This window comes from Nonomuraea africana, from assembly GCF_014873535.1.
GTDB classification, from domain to species: domain Bacteria; phylum Actinomycetota; class Actinomycetes; order Streptosporangiales; family Streptosporangiaceae; genus Nonomuraea; species Nonomuraea africana.
Genome location: NZ_JADBEF010000001.1, coordinates 7,347,453 through 7,363,997 on the forward strand (window position 1 = coordinate 7,347,453; position 16,545 = coordinate 7,363,997).

The window sequence follows — 16,545 nt, forward strand, 5'->3', positions numbered from 1 at the left end:
ATGGATCTATCATTTGGTAGCAAATTATTCCATTGCGTTGGAGACTCAAAGCATGGCTGGTGAGGGACTGCGGTTCGCCGTGCTCGGTCCCATCCGCGCGTGGCGTGGGGGCGACGAACTCGATCTGGGCACACCGCTTCAGCGTTCGATCCTCGCGATGCTGCTCCTCAGGGAGGGCCGCGCGGTCACCCCGACCGAGATGATCGACGCGGTGTGGGGCGAGGACGCCCCGCCCAGGGCGCTCGGCGCGCTGCGCACCTACGTCTCGCGGCTGCGCACGGTCCTCGAGCCGGACCGCTCGCCGCGCTCGCGCCCCGAGCTGCTCACCTCCGTCGGCAAGGGCTACGCGCTGCGCACCTCGGCCCTCGATCTGACGCAGTTCGAGCGCGGCGCCCAGGAGGCCGAGGCACACCGCAAGGCGGGCAGGACCGCGGAGGCCGCCGAGAGCCTGCGCGCCGCCCTCGCGCTGTGGGAGGGCGAACCGCTGGCGGGAGCCGTCGGCCCCTACGCCGAGCACCAGCGCGACCGGCTGATCGAGCGCCGCATCAGCGCGATCGAGCTGCTCATGGATCTCGACCTGGAGCTCGGCAGGCACGCCGCCGTCGTCTCCGAGCTCATCGCGCTCACCGCCGACCACCCCCTGCGCGAACGGCTGCGCGCCCAGCTCATGCTGGCCTACTACCGGTGCGGACGGCAGGGCGATGCGCTGGCGGTGTTCACCGACACCCGCGACGCGCTCATCGAGGAGCTCGGCATCGAGCCGGGGCCTGAACTGACCGCCCTGCACCAGAAGATTCTGGCCGCCGATCCAGGCCTGACGGTGGACGAGCCCGCCGCCGAGGAGCAGGAGAGCGCCCACGACCTGCACCGTCCCGCCCAGCTGCCCGCCGCCGTCAACGACTTCACCGGACGGCGGGAGCTGGTCGCCAGGCTGAGGACGATGCTGTCCACCCAGACCGACAGCGTCCCTGTCGCGGCGATCTGCGGCATCGGCGGGGTGGGCAAGACCGCGCTCGCCGTCCACGTGGCGCACGCCTGCGACGACCTGTTCCCCGACGGGCAGCTCTACGCCGACCTGCGCGGCTTCACCGACGAGGCGACCGCGCCCGAGTCGGCGCTCGGCGCGTTCCTCCGCGCGCTCGGCATCCCGCCCGACGTCATCCCCGAGGGGCTGCCCGAGCGGGCCGCCCTCTACCGCTCGCTGCTCGCCGACCGGCGCATCCTGGTGCTGCTGGACAACGCGCGCGACGCCCAGCAGGTCAGCCACCTGCTGCCGGGTTCGCCGGGGTGCGCGGCGATCGTCACCAGCAGGGTGAAGCTGGCCGACCTGCCCTCCGCCAAGCTGATCGACCTCGACGTGATGGAGCCGGACGAGGCGCTGTCGCTGTTCGCGGCGGTGGCCGGGCCCGAGCGGGTGGCCGCCGAGCGGGCCGCCACGATGGACGTCGTCGCGGCGTGCGGCTTCCTGCCGCTGGCCGTCCGGATCGTGGCCGCCAGGCTGGCCGCGCGGCCCTCGTGGACCGTCGCCTCGCTGGTGCCGCGTCTCGCGGACGAGCAGCGCCGCCTCGACGAGCTGCGCGTGGGCAACCTGGCCGTGGAGGCCACCTTCGCGCTCGGGTACGGCCAGCTCGACGCCGCGCAGTCCCGCGCCTTCAGGCTGCTCAGCCTGCCCAACGGGCCCGACATCTCGATCGGGGCGGCGGCCGCGATCCTGGCCCTGCCCACGCTGGAGACCGAGGACCTGCTGGAGTCGCTGGTGGACGCCAGCCTCCTCGAGGCGCCCGCGCCCGGCCGCTACCGCTTCCACGACCTGCTCAAGCTCTTCGCCCGGCGGATCATGGACAAGACGGAGCGGCCGCAGGCCAAGGTGCTGGCCCTGCGGCGGCTGCTCGGCTTCTTTCTGGCCTCGGCCCAGTCGGCGCACCGGCTCGCCTACGAAGGCAGCATGATCGCCGACAACCTGGTCGTGGTGGGCAGCGGGCGCTCCTTCGCCTCCGCCGACGACGCCGTGGCCTGGCTCATCTCCGAGGGCGACACGCTGTTCGCGGTGATCGGGCAGGCCGCCGAGTCGTCGCGCACCTCCGAGCAGCTGCTGCCCGCGGCCGATCTCATCGTGGCCATGGAGCCGCTGCTGGAGTCGGGCACCCACGCCCGTGAGTTCGACCTGGCCGCCAGGGCCATCCTGGCCACCGCGAGGAAGATCGGCGACGCGGCCAGCGAGCTGCGGGCGCGCTACGTCCTCGGGCGCACCCTGTTCGGCGCCAACAAGCTGACCGAGGCGGAGGAACAGTTCAGGATCGTGCTGGAGCTGTCCACCGCCCGGGGCGAGCGCGTCGTCATGGGCGAGGTGCTCAACGCGCTGGCCGTGGTCTCCGGACGGCTGCGCCGTCACGACGAGGCGCTCGGCTGGTTCGACGCGGCCATGAGGTTCTACAGGGAGAACGGCGTGCCCGCGGGTGAGGCGCTCGTGCTCAGCTACTCGGCCCGCGACCATCTCGGCCTCGGCCGTCCTGACGACGCCATCGTCGCCGCGGAGAAGGGCCTGGCCATCTTCACCGAGATCGGCAGCGGCGCGGGCACCGCCCGCGCCCGCTACCACCTCGGCATCGTGCTGTCGCGCGTCGGACGCCTCAACGAGGCCGTCCATCACCACGCCGAGTGCCTGGCCTTCTTCAGGGCCAGCAACCAGCGGGTGTGGGAGCAGCGGGTGTGCGCCAGGCTGGCCGAGACGTTCATCGCGGCCAAGCGCTTCGCCGACGCGGTGCGCCACGCGGAGCAGGCCCTTGCCGTGAGCCGCGAGATCGGTCACCCCTACGGCGAGGGACTCTCGCTCGCAGTGCTCGGCAAGGCCCTGCGCGGCATGGGGAACTCCGCCAGGAGCATCGACTGCCTACGGCAGGCTTTCGACATCTTCACCAGGCTCGGCGCTCCCGAGGCCGGGGACCTCAAGATCCTCCTCGCCGGGGTTCCCGTCGTCGTCGAGTCCTGAGTACAACTCCTCGTCCAGACGTGTCATCCACACATGGTTGATCAAGGCCGGGTCTCTTTTCGGGTGCGGTGCGTGTTGGCCCGACCGACCGTCTGACCATCACGCTTCGCCAGGGGGCCCGGTTTTCCGGATGCTCCACGTGACGGCTAGCCGCCTCACATCGACGGCCGGCCGGGCGACACGCCCCGCTTCTTGCGAACCCCCCGGGGCGTGTCCACGGCTTCGAGCCTGCTCCGGCCCGCATGCAAACCAATCAACACCCGATCAAACCGGGAAATTGGCGCGGATGACCTGCTGCGGGTCGCGCGCCCGCTTGACCTCCCTCAGCCTGGCGTGCGTCTCCTCGGGGAAGGCGTCCGCCGCCCGCTCACCGGGGGCCAGGAAGGTGTACGGCTTGCGCCCGCTGACGTAGCCGCCGAGCGCACGGGCGAGCCGGTCCTGGGTCGCGGTGACGGCCTGGGCCAGTTGCGGGTTGAGCGACAGGCCGAGCATGTAGAGCAGATAGGGCTCGGTCACGGCCGCGACCGCTCCGGGCCCCTGCTCGGCCAGCGCCCCGCCCAGGTGCCTGAGCTGAACGTTGATCAGCGGCTCCGCCGGCTCGGCCAGCAGGATCTCCACGGCCGCGTCGTCGAGCCCGGTCAGCAGCTCCGCACGGGACAGCGCGGGGCCAGGGTCCTTCGGCTCCGCGGCGATGTCGCCCAGGTCGGCCACCGCCATGCCGGCGCGCGTGTCGCTCATCACCCCGTCGATCTTGTCGAGGCGGCTCAGCAGGGACTGCGCCTCGGCCGTCTGGCCCAGGTAGGTGACGTCCACGGCGACCATGGGCGGCGCCGAGGGGAAGCGCAACCGGTTCAGCCAGACCGACAGCTCGGGCGGGGCCTCGGCGGTGATCTCCCTGAAGGCGCCGAGCACCTCGGCCGCGCGGTCGGCCGGCCAGATCATCCGCCCGCCGTACAGGTCGGGGGCGGGGTGGAGGTCGAACTCGATCGCGGTGACGAGCGCGTGGTCGCCGCCACCGCCCCTGAGCGCCCAGAACAGGTCGGCGTCGGAGTCGGCGCTCACCGTGGCCCTCGTGCCGTCGGCGTCGACGACCTCGAAGGCCCTGACGCTGTCGGCGGCCCAGCCGTACCTGCGGCCGAACCAGCTCAGGCCGCCGCCCAGGGTGTAGCCCGCCACGGAGACCACGGGCGAGCTGCCCGCGAGGCCCGTCAGGCCGTGCGCGCCGGCCGCCGCCTGCACCTCGCCCCACTTCGCGCCCGCCCCCACGCGGGCCCACCACTCCTCGGCGTTGATCTCCACCTCGTCGAGCCTGCCGGTACGCAGCAGGATCACGCCCTCGGTGTCGCCGGAGGCGCCATGACCGCTCGGCTGGGCGGTCACCGACAGGCCCGCCTGCCTGGCATGGCGGACGACGGCGGCCACGTCGTCGGCGTCCTGGGCCGTCACCACGGCCGCCACGGGCTGGGTGACCGACAGGTTCCACGGCTTGGCCGCCTGCTCGAACCCCTCGTCGCCGGGAAGGAGCATCGTGCCCTTGATGTTCGTCATCTCTCGCTCCTCTAGGCCCAGTCGCCCGCGACCTGCTTGGTGCTCCCATTGAGCCTGTTCCACAGATTGACCGTGGCGATCGCCAGCACCAGGGCGCCGAGCGCCTGCTCGTCGTAGTGGTCGGCGGCCGCGTCCCAGATCTCGTCCGACACCGACTCGGGCCGGTCGGCGAGGCGGGTGACGGCCTCGGCGAGCGCCAGCGCGGCCCGCTCCTCGTCGGTGAAGTACGGCGTGTCCCGCCATCCTGCCACCGACCAGAGCCGCTCGTCGGTCTCCCCCGCCTTCTTGAGGTCGCGGGAGTGCATGTCGACGCAGACGCCGCAGCCGTTGATCTGGCTCGCGCGGAGGTAGACGAGGTGGAGCGTGCGCTCGGGCACGCCGCTCTTCGTCACGGCCTTCCCGAGCTTCAGCAGGGCCGGCATGGCGTCGGGGACGACGATCGCGGGGTTGCCCATTCGTGCTTTCATGAGTGGTTCCTCCACTGTTCTTGGCCTGTCACCTCCATGACGACCCACGACGAGAGAATGTGACCGATGGACGCATCTGATGTTCTCGCCCTTCGATTCGAGGAGCACCGAGCCCATCTGAAGACGGTGGCCTACCGGATGCTCGGCTCGTTGAGCGAGGCCGACGACGCCGTCCAGGAGAGCTGGCTGCGGCTCAGCCGTACCGACACCAGCGAGATCGAGAACCTGGGCGGGTGGCTGACCACGGTGGTCGCGCGGGTGTGCCTGGACATGCTGCGCTCGCGAGAGCGGCGGGAGGAGCCCGTGGGCGAGCGGCTGCCCGACCCGGTGGTGGTCGCCGACGCGCCGGGCGATCCCGAACGTGAGGCGATGCTGGCCGACTCGGTGGGTCTCGCGATGATGGTGGTGCTCGACACGCTGGCTCCCGCCGAACGGCTGGCCTTCGTGCTGCACGACATGTTCGCGGTGCCGTTCGAGGAGATCGCGCCTATCGTGGAGCGCGCCCCCTCCGCCACCAGGCAGCTCGCCAGCAGGGCGCGCCGCAGGGTGCAGGGAGTGACCCCGGTGCCGGACGGCGACGTGTCGCGTCAGCGCAAGGTGGTCAACGCCTTTCTCGCGGCGGCTCGCGGCGGCGACTTCGAGGCGCTCGTCGCGGTGCTCGATCCGAGCGTCGTGCAGCGCGCGGCCACTCTCGGCCACCTGAAGGTGCTGCGTGGCGCCGCCGCCGTGGCCGAGCAGGCGATGACCTTCGCGCGCGTGGCCTCCGGCGCGTACCCCGTGCTGATCAACGGCGCCGCCGGTGTGGTGGCGGCGACGCCGGACGGCCGGCCGTTCTCGCTGCTGGCCTTCACGATCGTGGACGACAGGATCGTCGAGATGTACGCCTTCGCCGGGCCCGAACTCGTGGACGAGTTCGTCGGTCAGAGGTGGAAGTAGCCCTCGGCGATCAGCGGGCGGAGGGCGTCGGCGAGCAGCCGCTCGCCGTCGCCCACCAGCTCGGCGATCACGTTGAGCAGCGGCCCGAGGGCCAGCTCGCCGTCGCAGACCCCGGCCAGCGCCGCCTCCACCGTGCCGACGTCGGTGCTGCGGAGCAGGCCGCGGGTCTGGCGCAGGACGATGCGTGAGGGGTCCTCGGCTCCCGGCGCGCCGATGCGCTCGTCGAGCAGGCCCTCGGCGACGCGCAGCCTGGCCGTCTCGAGATCGCGGGTGCGGTGGGCGGCGGCGATCGAGTCGAGCACGTCCTCCACGTAGCCGCCCACCGGGAGCGAGACCTGGTGGGTCAGGCGCTCGACGCGGACCACGGGGTCGAGGCTGCCCGAGTTGCGCAGCGTGATCCAGCCGAACCCGATGCCCTCCACCCCGTGCGCCTCGAACCAGGACAGCCACTCGTCGTAGTGGGCGGCGTAGGCGGGGGTGCCCTGCTCGGCGGCGTCGCGCAGCCACAGCTCGACGTACTCGGCGGGGTCCTGCACGTCGCGCTCGACCACCCAGCCGTCGCAGCCGGTCTCGCCCACCCAGCCGCCCACCCTGTCGCGCCAGTCCTCGCCCTTGACGTGCAGCCAGTTGGCGAGGAACTGGGCGTGGCCGTCCGGGTTGAGGTGCGCGGGCGCCTGCCGGACGAGATCGCGGCAGAAGGCGTCACCCTCGGCGCCGGTCTCGCGGTAGGTCAGGCGGCCGCCCGGGGAGATCACGAAGGGCGGGTTGGAGACCACGAGGTCGAACCGCTCGCCCTCGACGGGCTCGAACAGCGAGCCGTCGCGGGCGTCGACGCCCGCGACGCCGGACAGCCGCCAGCTCAGCCGCGCCAGCTCCACGGCGCGCGGGTTCAGGTCGGTGGCGACGATCTCGTCGGCCCGCTCCGCCAGGTGCAGCACCTGCACGCCGCAGCCGGTGCCGAGGTCGAGCGCGCGCTCGACCGGCTTGCGGGAGACCAGCTGGGCGAGGTTGGCCGAGGCGCCGCCCGCGCCGACGACGTGGTCGGGGCGCAGACTCGGGTCGCCGGGCCGCACCTTCCTGTCGGAGACGACGAAGTAGTGCTCCTCCCACGGCTGCAGGTGCACCGTGGAGCGCACCTCGTCGCCGTCGAACTCGACCAGCCCCGACTCCATCACCTCGAACGGCAGGCCCGCCGCGCGCACCGGCACGCCGAGCCACCACAGCCTGATCATCGTGTCGAGCGGGTCACCGCCCCTGGTCGCCCGCAGCGCCGGGACCAGCTCCTCCCTGGCCAGCGCCGAGGCGGCCATGTCGCCCAGCCGTTCGCGCACGCCGTCGATCGTGTAGCCGGTCTTGAGGAGATGGTCGCGCAGTCGTTCCACCCGCTCATCCTAGATCCGGGACTGAGGGTAATCGCACCGTTACGTCTGTCATACTCCTTGTGCCCCACCATTCCGCGCCAGAGGAACGGAACCGATGCTGCTTCCCTGCCTCGCCTGCGAGACCAGGTTCAGGCCTGACGAGTACTTCAGAGCCTGCTCCGACTACGACCGCGGTCTCGACCGGGTCGCGTGGACCTGTCCGAGCTGCGGCAACCGCGACGACCTGCGGGTCTTCACCGGCGAGCTGGGCTTCGGCACGGCAGGGCACGGCCGTTTCGACGTCCACGACCGGGTGCCCGTCCCCGGCCTGCGGCGGCAGCGGCACGAGGTCGCCCTCGACATCACGCTCGACCGCCGCCACTGGCAGGTGCCTAGGCGGTGATGCCCGCCTCGATGGGCGTGCAGGCGTGCATGGGTGCCTCGCCGCGCAGGAACCTGGCGATGTCCTCCACGATCGACTCGGCGCGGTCCTCGGCCGTCTCGCCCGTGGCCTGGCCCAGGTGCGGGGTCAGCACGACGTTCGGCAGCCTGGTGAGCGGGTGCGCGGGATCCAGCCACTCGCCCTCGAAGTGGTCGAGCCCCGCCCCGCCGAGATGGCCCCAGCGCAACGCGTCGACCAGGGCCGACAGGTTGTGCAGGGCGCCGCGCGAGGTGTTCAGGAAGATCGCCCCCGGCCGCATCGAGGCCAGCTCGGTGTCACCGATGAATCCCCTGGTCTCGGCCGTCACGGGCACGTGCAGCGACACGACGTCCGCCTCGGCGAGCAGCTGGGGAAGGGTGTGGGTGGCCTCGGGCACGTGGGGGTCGCAGGCGATGACCCGCATCCCGAGCCCCTGGGCCCGCCACCGCACGGCGTTGCCCACTCTGCCGAGGCCCACCACCCCGAACGTACGGCCCGACAGCCGCGAGCCCCGGTAGCGCTCGGCGGCGGGCACCCGCTTGCGGCCGGCCGTGCCCCGCCGTACCTCCCTGTCGGCGGCGACGATGTACCTGCTGACCGCGAACAGCAGCGCGAGCGTGAGCTCGGCGACCGCGTCGGCGTCCTGGTCGGCGTCGTGGAGCACGGTCACGCCGCGCTCGGCGGCCAGCGCCAGGTCGATGGTGGTGAGGGCGCCCATACAGGCGACGATGTCGAGGGGAAGGTCGAGGACGGATCTGCGGACCTCGTCGTGATCGACGATCAGGACGCTGGCGCCCGTCTCGATCACCAGGTCGGCCAGTTGCTCGTCGGAGAAGCCGAGGCGGGGCCGTTCGGCCGCCTCGACCACGTCGGCCACCTCGCGCAGCCGCGCGAGGGCGTGCTCCGGCAAGCCGGTCAGAAGGAGCGCACGCGGTCGTCTCACATTCGCGACAATAACACCACAGAGGGTGCCTGGATCATTGCTCCCTGTCGCTCTGCCGCAGGCTCTGCCAGGCGGCCTGGCCCAGACCCTTGATCTCCTCGTCGCTGGGAACGTGCGCCCCCGCGAACCACAGGCGGCACATCTCCTGGGCGGGGCCGAGCCACAGCACGTAGCACATCGTCGGCGCGACCGGCTGGAGCAGGCCGTTCTTCATGTGCGGGCGCCACCAGTCGGCGACCTGGCGGAAGAAGGCGCGGCGCGCCTCGGCGACCTCGGGACCGCCCGGCTCGTTCTTGCGCGGCGGACGCTCGCTGATCAGGATCCTGGCCCGCTCGGGGTGCTCGCCCGCCCAGCGCATGTGGAAGGCCACGACCGCCTCGATGCCCGCGCGGGCGTCCTGGTGGCCGACCAGCTCGGCGACGAACGCCTGCTGGTAGGCGTTGAGGATCTCCGTGTAGAGCACCCCGAAGACGTGCTCCTTGCTGGCGAAGTGGTGGTAGAAGCTGCCGACGCTGACGCCACTCTCCTCGCGGAGGCTGGCCAGCGTGGTGGCCGAGACCCCGTCCTGGCTGAAACGCCGGAGCGCGCCCTCGATGATGCGGGTGCGTCCGTCGCGTCCGTTCTTGGCACCACTGGCGTGCGTCTTCATGAGGTCAATGGTGGGCCAACAGAACGTTGTTCCGCAAATACCACGGCCGGTTGGATCATAGCGGTCACTTCAACACACCCGGAAGAGACCTTCATCCTGGCGTCGGGCCAGATCCTCCTGATAAGTCGGAGCACCCTCCTGTTCTCTCCGAGGACGTCCATGCCGACGGTCGTCGCGCCGGCGCAGGCGGCTCTGCCGAGGATCGTGGCGATCAGCTTCCGTCCGAGACCGCGGCCCTGCCACTCGTCGGTGACCACGATCGCGATCTCCACGTCCGCCAGACCGCTCCGGTAGCTCATCGCGTGACCGATGATCTCGCCGTCCCGCTCGGCGACGATCGCGTCGCGCCGGCCGTCCACCGCCAGCAACGCGCGTACGAGGCCGGCCTTGGGCGAGGAGATCCCGGTGAAGAACCGCAGAGTCTGGGTCTGGAGCGACAAACCCACCAGAAAGCGCCTGATCCGTTCCTCGTCGTACGGCCCGGCGGGACGGATCTGAGTTCCGATCATAGACTCAGCATTCCGGCGCCAGCTGAGTCTGTCAATTGGACTCAGCAGAATCGGGAAGTACCCTTCACCTATGAACGTGCGCTTCCGGGTGGACAACTGCTCGATCGAGCGGACCCTGGACATCGTCGGGGAGAAGTGGACCTTCCTGGTGCTACGCGAGGCGTTCAGCGGTGTGCGGCGCTTCGCCGATATGCAGGCCGTCACAGGCGCCCCGCGCCAGGTGCTGAGCGCGCGGCTGAACCGCCTGGTGGACGAAGGGCTGCTGCGCAAGGTGCCCTACCGCGAGCCCGGTCAGCGCCAGCGCGACGAGTACCGCCTCACGCAGAAGGGCCTCGATCTCTATCCGATCCTGGTCGCCCTGATGCACTGGGGCGACAAGCACATGGCGGACGACGACGGGCCGCCCGTCCTGCTGACTCACCGCGGCTGCGGGGCCGCGCTCGAGCAGCACTTCAGGTGCGCCGACGGGCACGAGGTGGAGGGTCCGCGCGAGGTGACGGCGGTGCCGGGCTCAGGGGCGAAGCTGCAGAGCGCCTAGGGTCCTGCGGAAGTCGAGCACCGACCCGAGGGCGACGCTGCCCAGGAGCAGGGCGACGCCGGTCGTGCGGACGATCAGGAAGATCCCCATGGCCTCGTGGAACAGCATCCACAGGGTGAAGGTGCCGTTGACGAGCTGCGCGCATCCCCACAGGACCGACTGCCGGACGAAGAAGCGGCGCATCAGCGGGTGCCGCTGGACCTCGTCGGGCATCGGCACCAGGTCGGCCGCCACCCGCTGGAGCATCGGCCGGCGCGCCATCATGGTGCACAGGAAGGCCGCGCTGGCGCAGAAGATGCCCAGGGTGGGGATGAGGAAGAACCACTTCGGATCGTGGAACACCACCGCGAGCAGCAGCCGGACGGTGACCATCAGCCCGGCCAGGAGCACCGAGCCCGGCACCTCGGAGCGCCGCACGAGCCGCCAGGCCGCGCCGCCGTAGACCCACAGGACCGTCGCCGCGATGCCGCCGGGGATGCCGGCGACGATCAACCCCAGATAGAAGGAGGCGACCGGCATGATCATGCTCTCCAGAACCCTGGGCGCGGCATGACGCAGGATCGCCGACATACGCGGCATGGTGACCGCGGCGGGCGCGGCGAGCACGACCATGGAGATGTGCAGCTCCTGGAGGGGAAATGGGAGACAGATCCCGACCGTAGACGATGACCGCGCACCCTGTCCCTTTTTCGGTGTCCCTCGTTTCGGGCCCGGGTTCGGTGCCGGACCGGTGTGGGCAGTGCCTACCCTGAAGACGTGTACCGGTTCCTGCTCACGCCCAGGTGGCTGGCGCTCCACGTCGTGGTGCTGCTGGTCATCCCGGCCTTCGTCTTCCTGGGCCAATGGCAGTTCGGGCGGTACGAGGAACGCTCGGCCAACAGCGACGTCGTCACCCGGAATCTCAACGCCAAGCCCGTTCCCATCGGCGAACTCGTGGCTCCCGGCCAGGACGTGGACCACCGCGACCGCTACAGATCCGTCACCATCCAGGGCAGCTACGACCCGGCCCAATCGCTGCTGGTCCGCAGGCGCACCCAGAACAGCCAGCTCGGTTTCTACGTCCTGACCCCGATGGTGACAGGCGAGGGTCAGGCGGTGCTCGTGAACAGGGGCTGGGTCAAGGCGGGCGCGACGGCCGACGCGCTGCCGGAGGTGCCGCCCGCGCCGCCGGGCCGGGTGTCGGTCACCGGAATGCTGCGGCCGAGCGAGACCGAGGCGTCGTCGGGCATCAGGAACCGGGGCCAGCTGCCCCCTGGCCAGGTGCTGCTGATCAACATCGACGCCATCGGCAAGGGCCTGCCGTACGAGCTGGTGGGCGGGTACGTCTCGCTGACGGAGCAGCGGCCCGCGACCTCGCCCGCGCCCGAGCCCGTGCCGCCGCCCGACGTGGGCGCCGGTGGCGGCCTCAACTTCGCCTACGGCATCCAGTGGTGGCTGTTCATCGGGGTGGCCGTCGGCGGCTGGCTGCTGATGATCAGGCGAGAGGTGAAGGACAGGTCAGCCGAACAGCGCGCCGAGACCGATGAGGCCGAGCCCGCTGACCAGGGCCAGGAGCAACGCCATCAGGCAGCCGCCCCCTCCGTCGAGACGTGAGCGGGCGGGCGGCATCGGCCCGTCCATGGCCGCCCAGATCGGCTGCGGTTCCAGCAGCAGGTAGAGGGGGGCGCCGACGCCTCCGAAGAAGAACATCCAGAACCAGCCCCACCGGTTGGCGTAGCGGGGCCGCGATCTGGCCAGCATCGCCAGCAGCGTGGCGAACCAGGCGAGGGGCACCAGCCAGCCGTAACGGGCGGGCACGTCCTCGAACCAGGCGGGCGGCCAGTTGTCGCCGTCGGCTCGCACCACCGTGACCCCACGGAGCTCGGCGGCGGCGAGCAGGACGTCGATCTCCCGGGGCTCGTCGGGATCCTCGGGCGCGGGGTCGGAATCCCCGCCGATCCGCCCCTCAAGGTCGAGACCGGCGTCGCTGCTGAGGGAGCCGTCCTGGTTCACGATGAGCCTGCGCCAGTGGAGCGGATGGTTCGACCAGCGCACCTCGCGCGCGTCCACCAGGTAGACGATGGTGTCCTTGTCGTCGAGGGCTGCGCGCAGTTCGGCCGCGGTTCCCTCCCGGGGGAACGTGCTCAGCCCGCTCACCACTCCGCCCCAGAGCAGGATCGCCAGGAGCACCACGCGGACGACCAGTCCGACGACCCGCCAGGGGGTCTTTACCACTGGTTGTCCTTCCATGCCTCCAACGTAAGGTATTGCCGTGACGCGCCATCTCGATTTCCTACGGCTCCATAATTTCCGCGACATTGGTGGATATGTCACCCGTGACGGACAAGCCGTGCGATGGCGGCGGTTCTACCGGGCCGACTCCCTCGGCTGGCTGTCGGGCGACGACCTCGACAGGTTCCGGGCTCTGGGCGTCCGCACGGTGCTCGACCTGCGCCATCCCTTCGAGATCGAGCGCACCGGCCGCGTGCCCGACGCGGACGGCCTGACCTACCACAACCTGCCCATCGAGGGGCGCCGCTGGGACGTCGAGACCTTCGACCCCGAGCTGGGCGTCGGCAGGTTCCTCGCCGACCGCTACCTGGAGGTCGCCGAGGACGGCGTCGACCGGCTCAGGTTCGCCGTCGAGGCCATCGCGGGCGACGGCGCCGCCCCCGTCGTCGTCCACTGCGCGGCGGGCAAGGACCGCACCGGCATCCTGACCGCGCTCGTCCTGTCCCTGGTCGGCGTCGCCGAGGACGACATCGTCGCCGACTACGCGCTGACCGGCCTGGCCACCGAGCGCTTCATCGCCGACTGGCGCATCAGACATCCCGAGGCCCCGATGTGGCCGGGCTTCGGCATGGCGCCCGCCGAGGCTATGCGCTTCTTCCTCGCCGACCTGGCCGAAAGGCACGGCTCCGTCGAGGGCTACTGCGCCGACGTGCTCGACGTCGACCAGGCGACGATCGGGCGGCTGCGGGCCGTCCTCCTGGGTGATCCCGGGTGAGCGCCCGATACCAACAGGTGACCAGTCGGCTTGTTCGACGTGATGCCCACGTCGTACCGTTGCCTGCGTGACTACGCCGCTCCTTCCCGACCCCGAGCCGAGGCGGCGCGACTATGTGATCATCTCTGCCGATGATCACCTGATCGAGCCTCCAGACCTTTTCGAGGACCGAGTGGCGGCGAAATACGCCGACGCGGCCCCCAAGGTGGTCGAGACCGAGGCTGGTCACCAGGTCTGGCGGTACGGCGGAGCCACCTACCCCTGCGCGGGGCTCGACGTCGGCGCCGGCCTGCCCCGCGAGCAGTGGACCCTCGACCCCGTCAGGTTCGAGGACATGCGGCCGGGCTGCTACGACATCGAGGCCCGCATCGAGGACATGGACCTCGCCGGCATCTGGGCCGCGCTCTGCTTTCCCGGCATGCTCGCGGGACAGTCGGGCATGCCGTTCGCCAGGACCCGCGACCAGGAGCTCGGCCTCGCGCTGACCAAGGCGTGGAACGACTGGCACATCGACGTGTGGGCGGGCACCTACCCCGAGCGCATCATCGGCCTGCAGCTCCCCTGGTTGCCCGACCCCGAGGTCGCCGCCAAGGAGATCCGCGCCAACGCGGCCCGCGGTTTCAAGGCGGTCGTCTTCCCCGAGTTCCCCACCAGGCTGCGGCTGCCGTCGATCCACTCCCAGCACTGGGACCCGTTCTTCGCCGCCTGCGAGGAGACGGGCACCGTCGTCTGCCTGCACACCGGCGCGTCCTCCTGGTCCCCGGTCCCGTCGCCCGACACGCCCATCGAGGCCATCACCACCCTCATGCCGGCGAGCGCGATGTTCGCCTGCGCCGACTGGCTCTGGTCGGGGATCCCGCTGCGCTTCCCCAACCTGCGCATCCTCATCGTCGAGGGGGCCGTGGGCTGGCTGCCCATGCTGGCCGAGCGCGCCGACTACGCCCTCGACCACCCGGTGGGCACCGAGGCGCTGTGGGAGGGCGGTCTCAAGCCCAGCGAGGTCCTGCGCCGCAACTTCTACTTCGGCACCCTCGACGACCACGCGCTCTCGGGCGTACGGCTGGCCGTCGGCCTCGACCACGTCCTGCTGGAGAGCGGGTATCCGCACTCCGACTCCACCTGGCCCGACACGCAGCAGGCGGTCTCCCGCAACCTCGGCACGCTGCCGCCCGCCGACATCGCCAGAGTCGCCTACGGCAACGCCGCCCGCCTGTTCGGCCACCCGCTCCCCTCCCGCGCCTGGCTCAGGATGGAACAGCTCTGAGGGCTGCGTGAGTCACGCGACTGCCGGACGACGACGAATCCGAACGCCCTGAAGACCCTCCGGAGCGCCCCGGGCCCGCTCCCTCATTCTGTGATGCGCTCGACCCGTCCCATGATGCGCCTGCGCTCCCACTCGACGTAGCGCCCGCTCTCGCCGAGCATCGAGGCCGCCAGCCAGAGGAACACGCCGAAGTCGTCCGCGACGCCGATGAGCACCAGGAACTCGGGGACCAGGTCGACGGGCGAGACGATGTAGGCCACGCCGAGCGCCATCATGGCCAGCTTGCTCTTGCCCATGCCCTCGTATTCGCCGCGCAGCACGCCGCCGATCAGGCGCGGGATCGCCCTGATCCTGGTCATGAGGCCGGGCGTGCCCGGCTTGCTGACCTCTCGGTACGTCTTCCAGGCCGCAGCGGCCCTGGATGCCTTCACCATCGCGAGTACCTCCTCTTCGCGATATAACGCATTACCCACGACCGTGGTTCCCTAACGCATCGCGGCGTGCTCGAAGGGGCGGGCCCGCTCGATCTGGGCGGCCAGCCGTACGAGGAGGTCCTCTCTGCCGGCCGCGGCCACCAGTTGCACGCCGACCGGCAGACCGGCGGCGGTCCTGTGCAGGGGCAGGGAGATCGCGGGCTGGCCCGTGGCGTTGAACGGGGAGGTGAAGGCGACGGCGGGACCGGTGCGGCCGAACGTGGTGCTCAGGTCGTCGGGCGGCAGCCAGCCCAGCGGGAAGGGCGGGATGCCCAGCGTGGGGGCGAGCAGCACGTCGTGGTCGGTCCACCAGGCGGCCATCCGGCGGCGGAAGCCGTCGAGCCACTGCAGCGCGAGCATGTGGTCGACGGCGCTGCGCTCGCGCCCGGCCCTGGCCATGGCCTGGTTGCGCGGCTCCAGCTCGGCCAGGTCGACGGGCTTACCGCGCCACCTGCCGACGTTCTCGACCTCGGCGGCCATGTTGATGGCGACGATCGCGCCGAAGTGCTGGGCGAAGTCCGGCTCGGCCAGAGCGTCGGGGTGGCCAGGCGTGACGTCATGCCCCAGCCCTTCTAGCAGGGTGGCCGCCGCCGTGACGGCAGCCGCCAGCTCGGGCTCGCCGGGAACATCCTCGCGCGGGTGCTCGGTGACGAACCCGATCCTCAGCCGCCCGGGGTCGGCGCCCACCTCCGCCTCCAGCGGGCCGGGAAGCGCGGGAGCGTCGTACGGGTCGCCGTGCACGTAACCCGTGAACACGTCGAACACCGCGGCGGTGTCCCGCACGGTGCGGCTGAGCAGGCCCTGCGTGGACATCCCGCTCCAGGCCTCGCCCGACGCGGGGCCGTAGCTGGAGCGGCCCCTGGTCGGCTTGAGCCCCACCAGCCCGCACATGCCGGCCGGGATCCTGATCGAGCCGCCGCCGTCGCTGGCCGTCGCCACCGCCACCATGCCCGCCGCGACCGCCGCCGCCGACCCGCCGCTGGAGCCTCCCGAGGAGTAGGCCGGATCGTAGGGGTTGCGGGTCGGCCCGTACGCCAGCGGCTCGGTCGTGATCGTGGTGCCGAACTCGGGGGTGTTCGTCCTGCCCAGGATGACGAATCCCGCGTCGCGCAGCCTGGTCACCGCGTGCGTGTCCACGCCGACCTCCACGCCGTCGAGGGTCCTCGACCCCGCGGTGTACGGCTCGCCCGCCTGCGCCCACCCGAGGTCCTTCAGCAGGATCGGCACGCCCCTGAAAGGCGCCCCCACGGGCAGGCCGTCGAGTTCGGCCAGTGCCCTGTCGAACCTCGGGTGGACGACGGCGTTGATCTCACCGTCGTGCGCCTCGATCTTCGCGATGGCCGCCTCGACCAGCTCTCTCGGGCTGACCAGCCCCTCGCGTAAGGCCTCCGCCTGTCCGACCGCGTCCAGCCTCAGAACCTCGTCCACGCGCGTCTCCCTTTCCGGCGATCTCTCTCCACA

Annotated in this window: 17 protein-coding genes; 7 read left to right on the forward strand and 10 right to left on the reverse strand. The window is 71.2% G+C overall.

All coding sequences use genetic code 11. The features are described from left to right. Positions 1 to 52 precede the first annotated feature (52 nt). Positions 53 to 2,989, forward strand: a complete 2,937-nt coding sequence (locus tag H4W81_RS34905; RefSeq protein WP_192778693.1) for an AfsR/SARP family transcriptional regulator — start codon at positions 53 to 55, stop codon at positions 2,987 to 2,989. Between the two features lie 264 nt (positions 2,990 to 3,253). Here the strand turns inward: H4W81_RS34905 and H4W81_RS34910 are convergent, their stop codons facing one another. Both H4W81_RS34910 and H4W81_RS34915 read right to left on the reverse strand, forming a co-directional pair. Next, entirely contained in the window at positions 3,254 to 4,537 is a 1,284-nt protein-coding gene (locus H4W81_RS34910) for an FAD-binding oxidoreductase (RefSeq protein WP_192778694.1), read from the reverse strand. Positions 4,538 to 4,548: 11 nt separating this feature from the next. Next, entirely contained in the window at positions 4,549 to 5,004 is a 456-nt protein-coding gene (locus H4W81_RS34915; protein WP_192778695.1) for a carboxymuconolactone decarboxylase family protein, read from the reverse strand. A 66-nt stretch (positions 5,005 to 5,070) separates the two neighbouring features. On the opposite strand from H4W81_RS34915, the gene H4W81_RS34920 reads away from it, so the two are divergent. Beyond that, positions 5,071 to 5,940, forward strand: a complete 870-nt coding sequence (locus tag H4W81_RS34920; RefSeq protein ID WP_192778696.1) for a sigma-70 family RNA polymerase sigma factor — start codon at positions 5,071 to 5,073, stop codon at positions 5,938 to 5,940. Here the strand turns inward: H4W81_RS34920 and H4W81_RS34925 are convergent. Beyond that, positions 5,925 to 7,322, reverse strand: a complete 1,398-nt coding sequence (locus H4W81_RS34925; RefSeq protein WP_318782193.1) for a DUF7059 domain-containing protein — start codon at positions 7,320 to 7,322, stop codon at positions 5,925 to 5,927. The two genes, H4W81_RS34920 and H4W81_RS34925, sit on opposite strands and share 16 nt — an antisense overlap. 94 nt (positions 7,323 to 7,416) lie before the next feature. Between H4W81_RS34925 and H4W81_RS34930 the strand changes: the two genes are divergently transcribed. Then, positions 7,417 to 7,704: a hypothetical protein gene (locus H4W81_RS34930; RefSeq protein WP_192778697.1), complete on the forward strand. Its 288-nt coding sequence runs from the start codon at positions 7,417 to 7,419 to the stop codon at positions 7,702 to 7,704. On the opposite strand, the gene H4W81_RS34935 is transcribed toward H4W81_RS34930, so the two are convergent. From H4W81_RS34935 to H4W81_RS34945, 3 genes are read right to left on the reverse strand one after another with little or no spacing between them, the layout of a single operon-like run. Then, entirely contained in the window at positions 7,694 to 8,665 is a 972-nt protein-coding gene (locus H4W81_RS34935) for an NAD(P)-dependent oxidoreductase (RefSeq protein ID WP_192778698.1), read from the reverse strand. The two genes, H4W81_RS34930 and H4W81_RS34935, sit on opposite strands and share 11 nt — an antisense overlap. A 34-nt stretch (positions 8,666 to 8,699) precedes the next feature. Then, on the reverse strand, positions 8,700 to 9,314 hold the full coding sequence (locus H4W81_RS34940) for a TetR/AcrR family transcriptional regulator (RefSeq protein ID WP_192778699.1): 615 nt from the start codon (positions 9,312 to 9,314) through the stop codon (positions 8,700 to 8,702). Then, positions 9,311 to 9,919: a GNAT family N-acetyltransferase gene (locus H4W81_RS34945; RefSeq protein ID WP_225958942.1), complete on the reverse strand. Its 609-nt coding sequence runs from the start codon at positions 9,917 to 9,919 to the stop codon at positions 9,311 to 9,313. Before H4W81_RS34945 ends, H4W81_RS34940 begins: the two co-directional genes overlap by 4 nt. On the opposite strand from H4W81_RS34945, the gene H4W81_RS34950 reads away from it, so the two are divergent. After that, the gene (locus tag H4W81_RS34950; RefSeq protein ID WP_192778700.1) at positions 9,894 to 10,361 is read left to right on the forward strand and encodes a winged helix-turn-helix transcriptional regulator; all 468 of its coding nucleotides are present in this window, start codon (positions 9,894 to 9,896) and stop codon (positions 10,359 to 10,361) included. The two genes, H4W81_RS34945 and H4W81_RS34950, sit on opposite strands and share 26 nt — an antisense overlap. Here the strand turns inward: H4W81_RS34950 and H4W81_RS34955 are convergent. Beyond that, positions 10,335 to 10,973 carry a VC0807 family protein gene (locus H4W81_RS34955; protein ID WP_192778701.1) on the reverse strand — a complete coding sequence of 213 codons (639 nt, stop codon included), beginning with the start codon at positions 10,971 to 10,973 and terminating at the stop codon, positions 10,335 to 10,337. The two genes, H4W81_RS34950 and H4W81_RS34955, sit on opposite strands and share 27 nt — an antisense overlap. Positions 10,974 to 11,117: 144 nt before the next feature. Here H4W81_RS34955 and H4W81_RS34960 point away from each other — a divergent pair, with 144 nt between their 5' ends. Beyond that, positions 11,118 to 11,954, forward strand: coding sequence for an SURF1 family cytochrome oxidase biogenesis protein (locus H4W81_RS34960; protein ID WP_192778702.1), 837 nt, complete (start codon positions 11,118 to 11,120; stop codon positions 11,952 to 11,954). Here the strand turns inward: H4W81_RS34960 and H4W81_RS34965 are convergent. After that, a complete protein-coding gene (locus H4W81_RS34965) occupies positions 11,859 to 12,590 on the reverse strand; it encodes a hypothetical protein (protein WP_192778703.1) in 732 nt (243 codons plus the stop codon). The genes H4W81_RS34960 and H4W81_RS34965 overlap by 96 nt on opposite strands. Positions 12,591 to 12,612: 22 nt before the next feature. Between H4W81_RS34965 and H4W81_RS34970 the strand changes: the two genes are divergently transcribed. Both H4W81_RS34970 and H4W81_RS34975 read left to right on the forward strand, forming a co-directional pair. Continuing rightward, positions 12,613 to 13,347, forward strand: a complete 735-nt coding sequence (locus H4W81_RS34970; RefSeq protein ID WP_192778704.1) for a tyrosine-protein phosphatase — start codon at positions 12,613 to 12,615, stop codon at positions 13,345 to 13,347. 67 nt (positions 13,348 to 13,414) lie between these two features. Further along, a complete protein-coding gene (locus H4W81_RS34975) occupies positions 13,415 to 14,611 on the forward strand; it encodes an amidohydrolase family protein (RefSeq protein ID WP_192778705.1) in 1,197 nt (398 codons plus the stop codon). An 83-nt stretch (positions 14,612 to 14,694) separates the two neighbouring features. Here the strand turns inward: H4W81_RS34975 and H4W81_RS34980 are convergent, their stop codons facing one another. Then, the gene (locus H4W81_RS34980; RefSeq protein WP_192778706.1) at positions 14,695 to 15,045 is read right to left on the reverse strand and encodes a YkvA family protein; all 351 of its coding nucleotides are present in this window, start codon (positions 15,043 to 15,045) and stop codon (positions 14,695 to 14,697) included. A gap of 51 nt (positions 15,046 to 15,096) precedes the next feature. Continuing rightward, positions 15,097 to 16,512: an amidase gene (locus tag H4W81_RS34985; protein WP_318782194.1), complete on the reverse strand. Its 1,416-nt coding sequence runs from the start codon at positions 16,510 to 16,512 to the stop codon at positions 15,097 to 15,099. Positions 16,513 to 16,545 lie beyond the last annotated feature (33 nt).

Excerpts from the sequence above, each read along its gene's own strand:
- H4W81_RS34930 (WP_192778697.1), top strand. The coding sequence starts at position 7,417 with ATGCTGCTTCCCTGCCTCGCCTGCGAGACCAGGTTCAGGCCTGACGAG.
- H4W81_RS34955 (WP_192778701.1), bottom strand. The coding sequence starts at position 10,973 with ATGGTCGTGCTCGCCGCGCCCGCCGCGGTCACCATGCCGCGTATGTCG.
- H4W81_RS34905 (WP_192778693.1), top strand. The coding sequence starts at position 53 with ATGGCTGGTGAGGGACTGCGGTTCGCCGTGCTCGGTCCCATCCGCGCG.
- H4W81_RS34965 (WP_192778703.1), bottom strand. The coding sequence starts at position 12,590 with ATGGAAGGACAACCAGTGGTAAAGACCCCCTGGCGGGTCGTCGGACTG.
- H4W81_RS34910 (WP_192778694.1), bottom strand. The coding sequence starts at position 4,537 with ATGACGAACATCAAGGGCACGATGCTCCTTCCCGGCGACGAGGGGTTC.
- H4W81_RS34980 (WP_192778706.1), bottom strand. The coding sequence starts at position 15,045 with ATGGTGAAGGCATCCAGGGCCGCTGCGGCCTGGAAGACGTACCGAGAG.
- H4W81_RS34915 (WP_192778695.1), bottom strand. The coding sequence starts at position 5,004 with ATGAAAGCACGAATGGGCAACCCCGCGATCGTCGTCCCCGACGCCATG.
- H4W81_RS34920 (WP_192778696.1), top strand. The coding sequence starts at position 5,071 with ATGGACGCATCTGATGTTCTCGCCCTTCGATTCGAGGAGCACCGAGCC.
- H4W81_RS34940 (WP_192778699.1), bottom strand. The coding sequence starts at position 9,314 with ATGAAGACGCACGCCAGTGGTGCCAAGAACGGACGCGACGGACGCACC.
- H4W81_RS34950 (WP_192778700.1), top strand. The coding sequence starts at position 9,894 with ATGAACGTGCGCTTCCGGGTGGACAACTGCTCGATCGAGCGGACCCTG.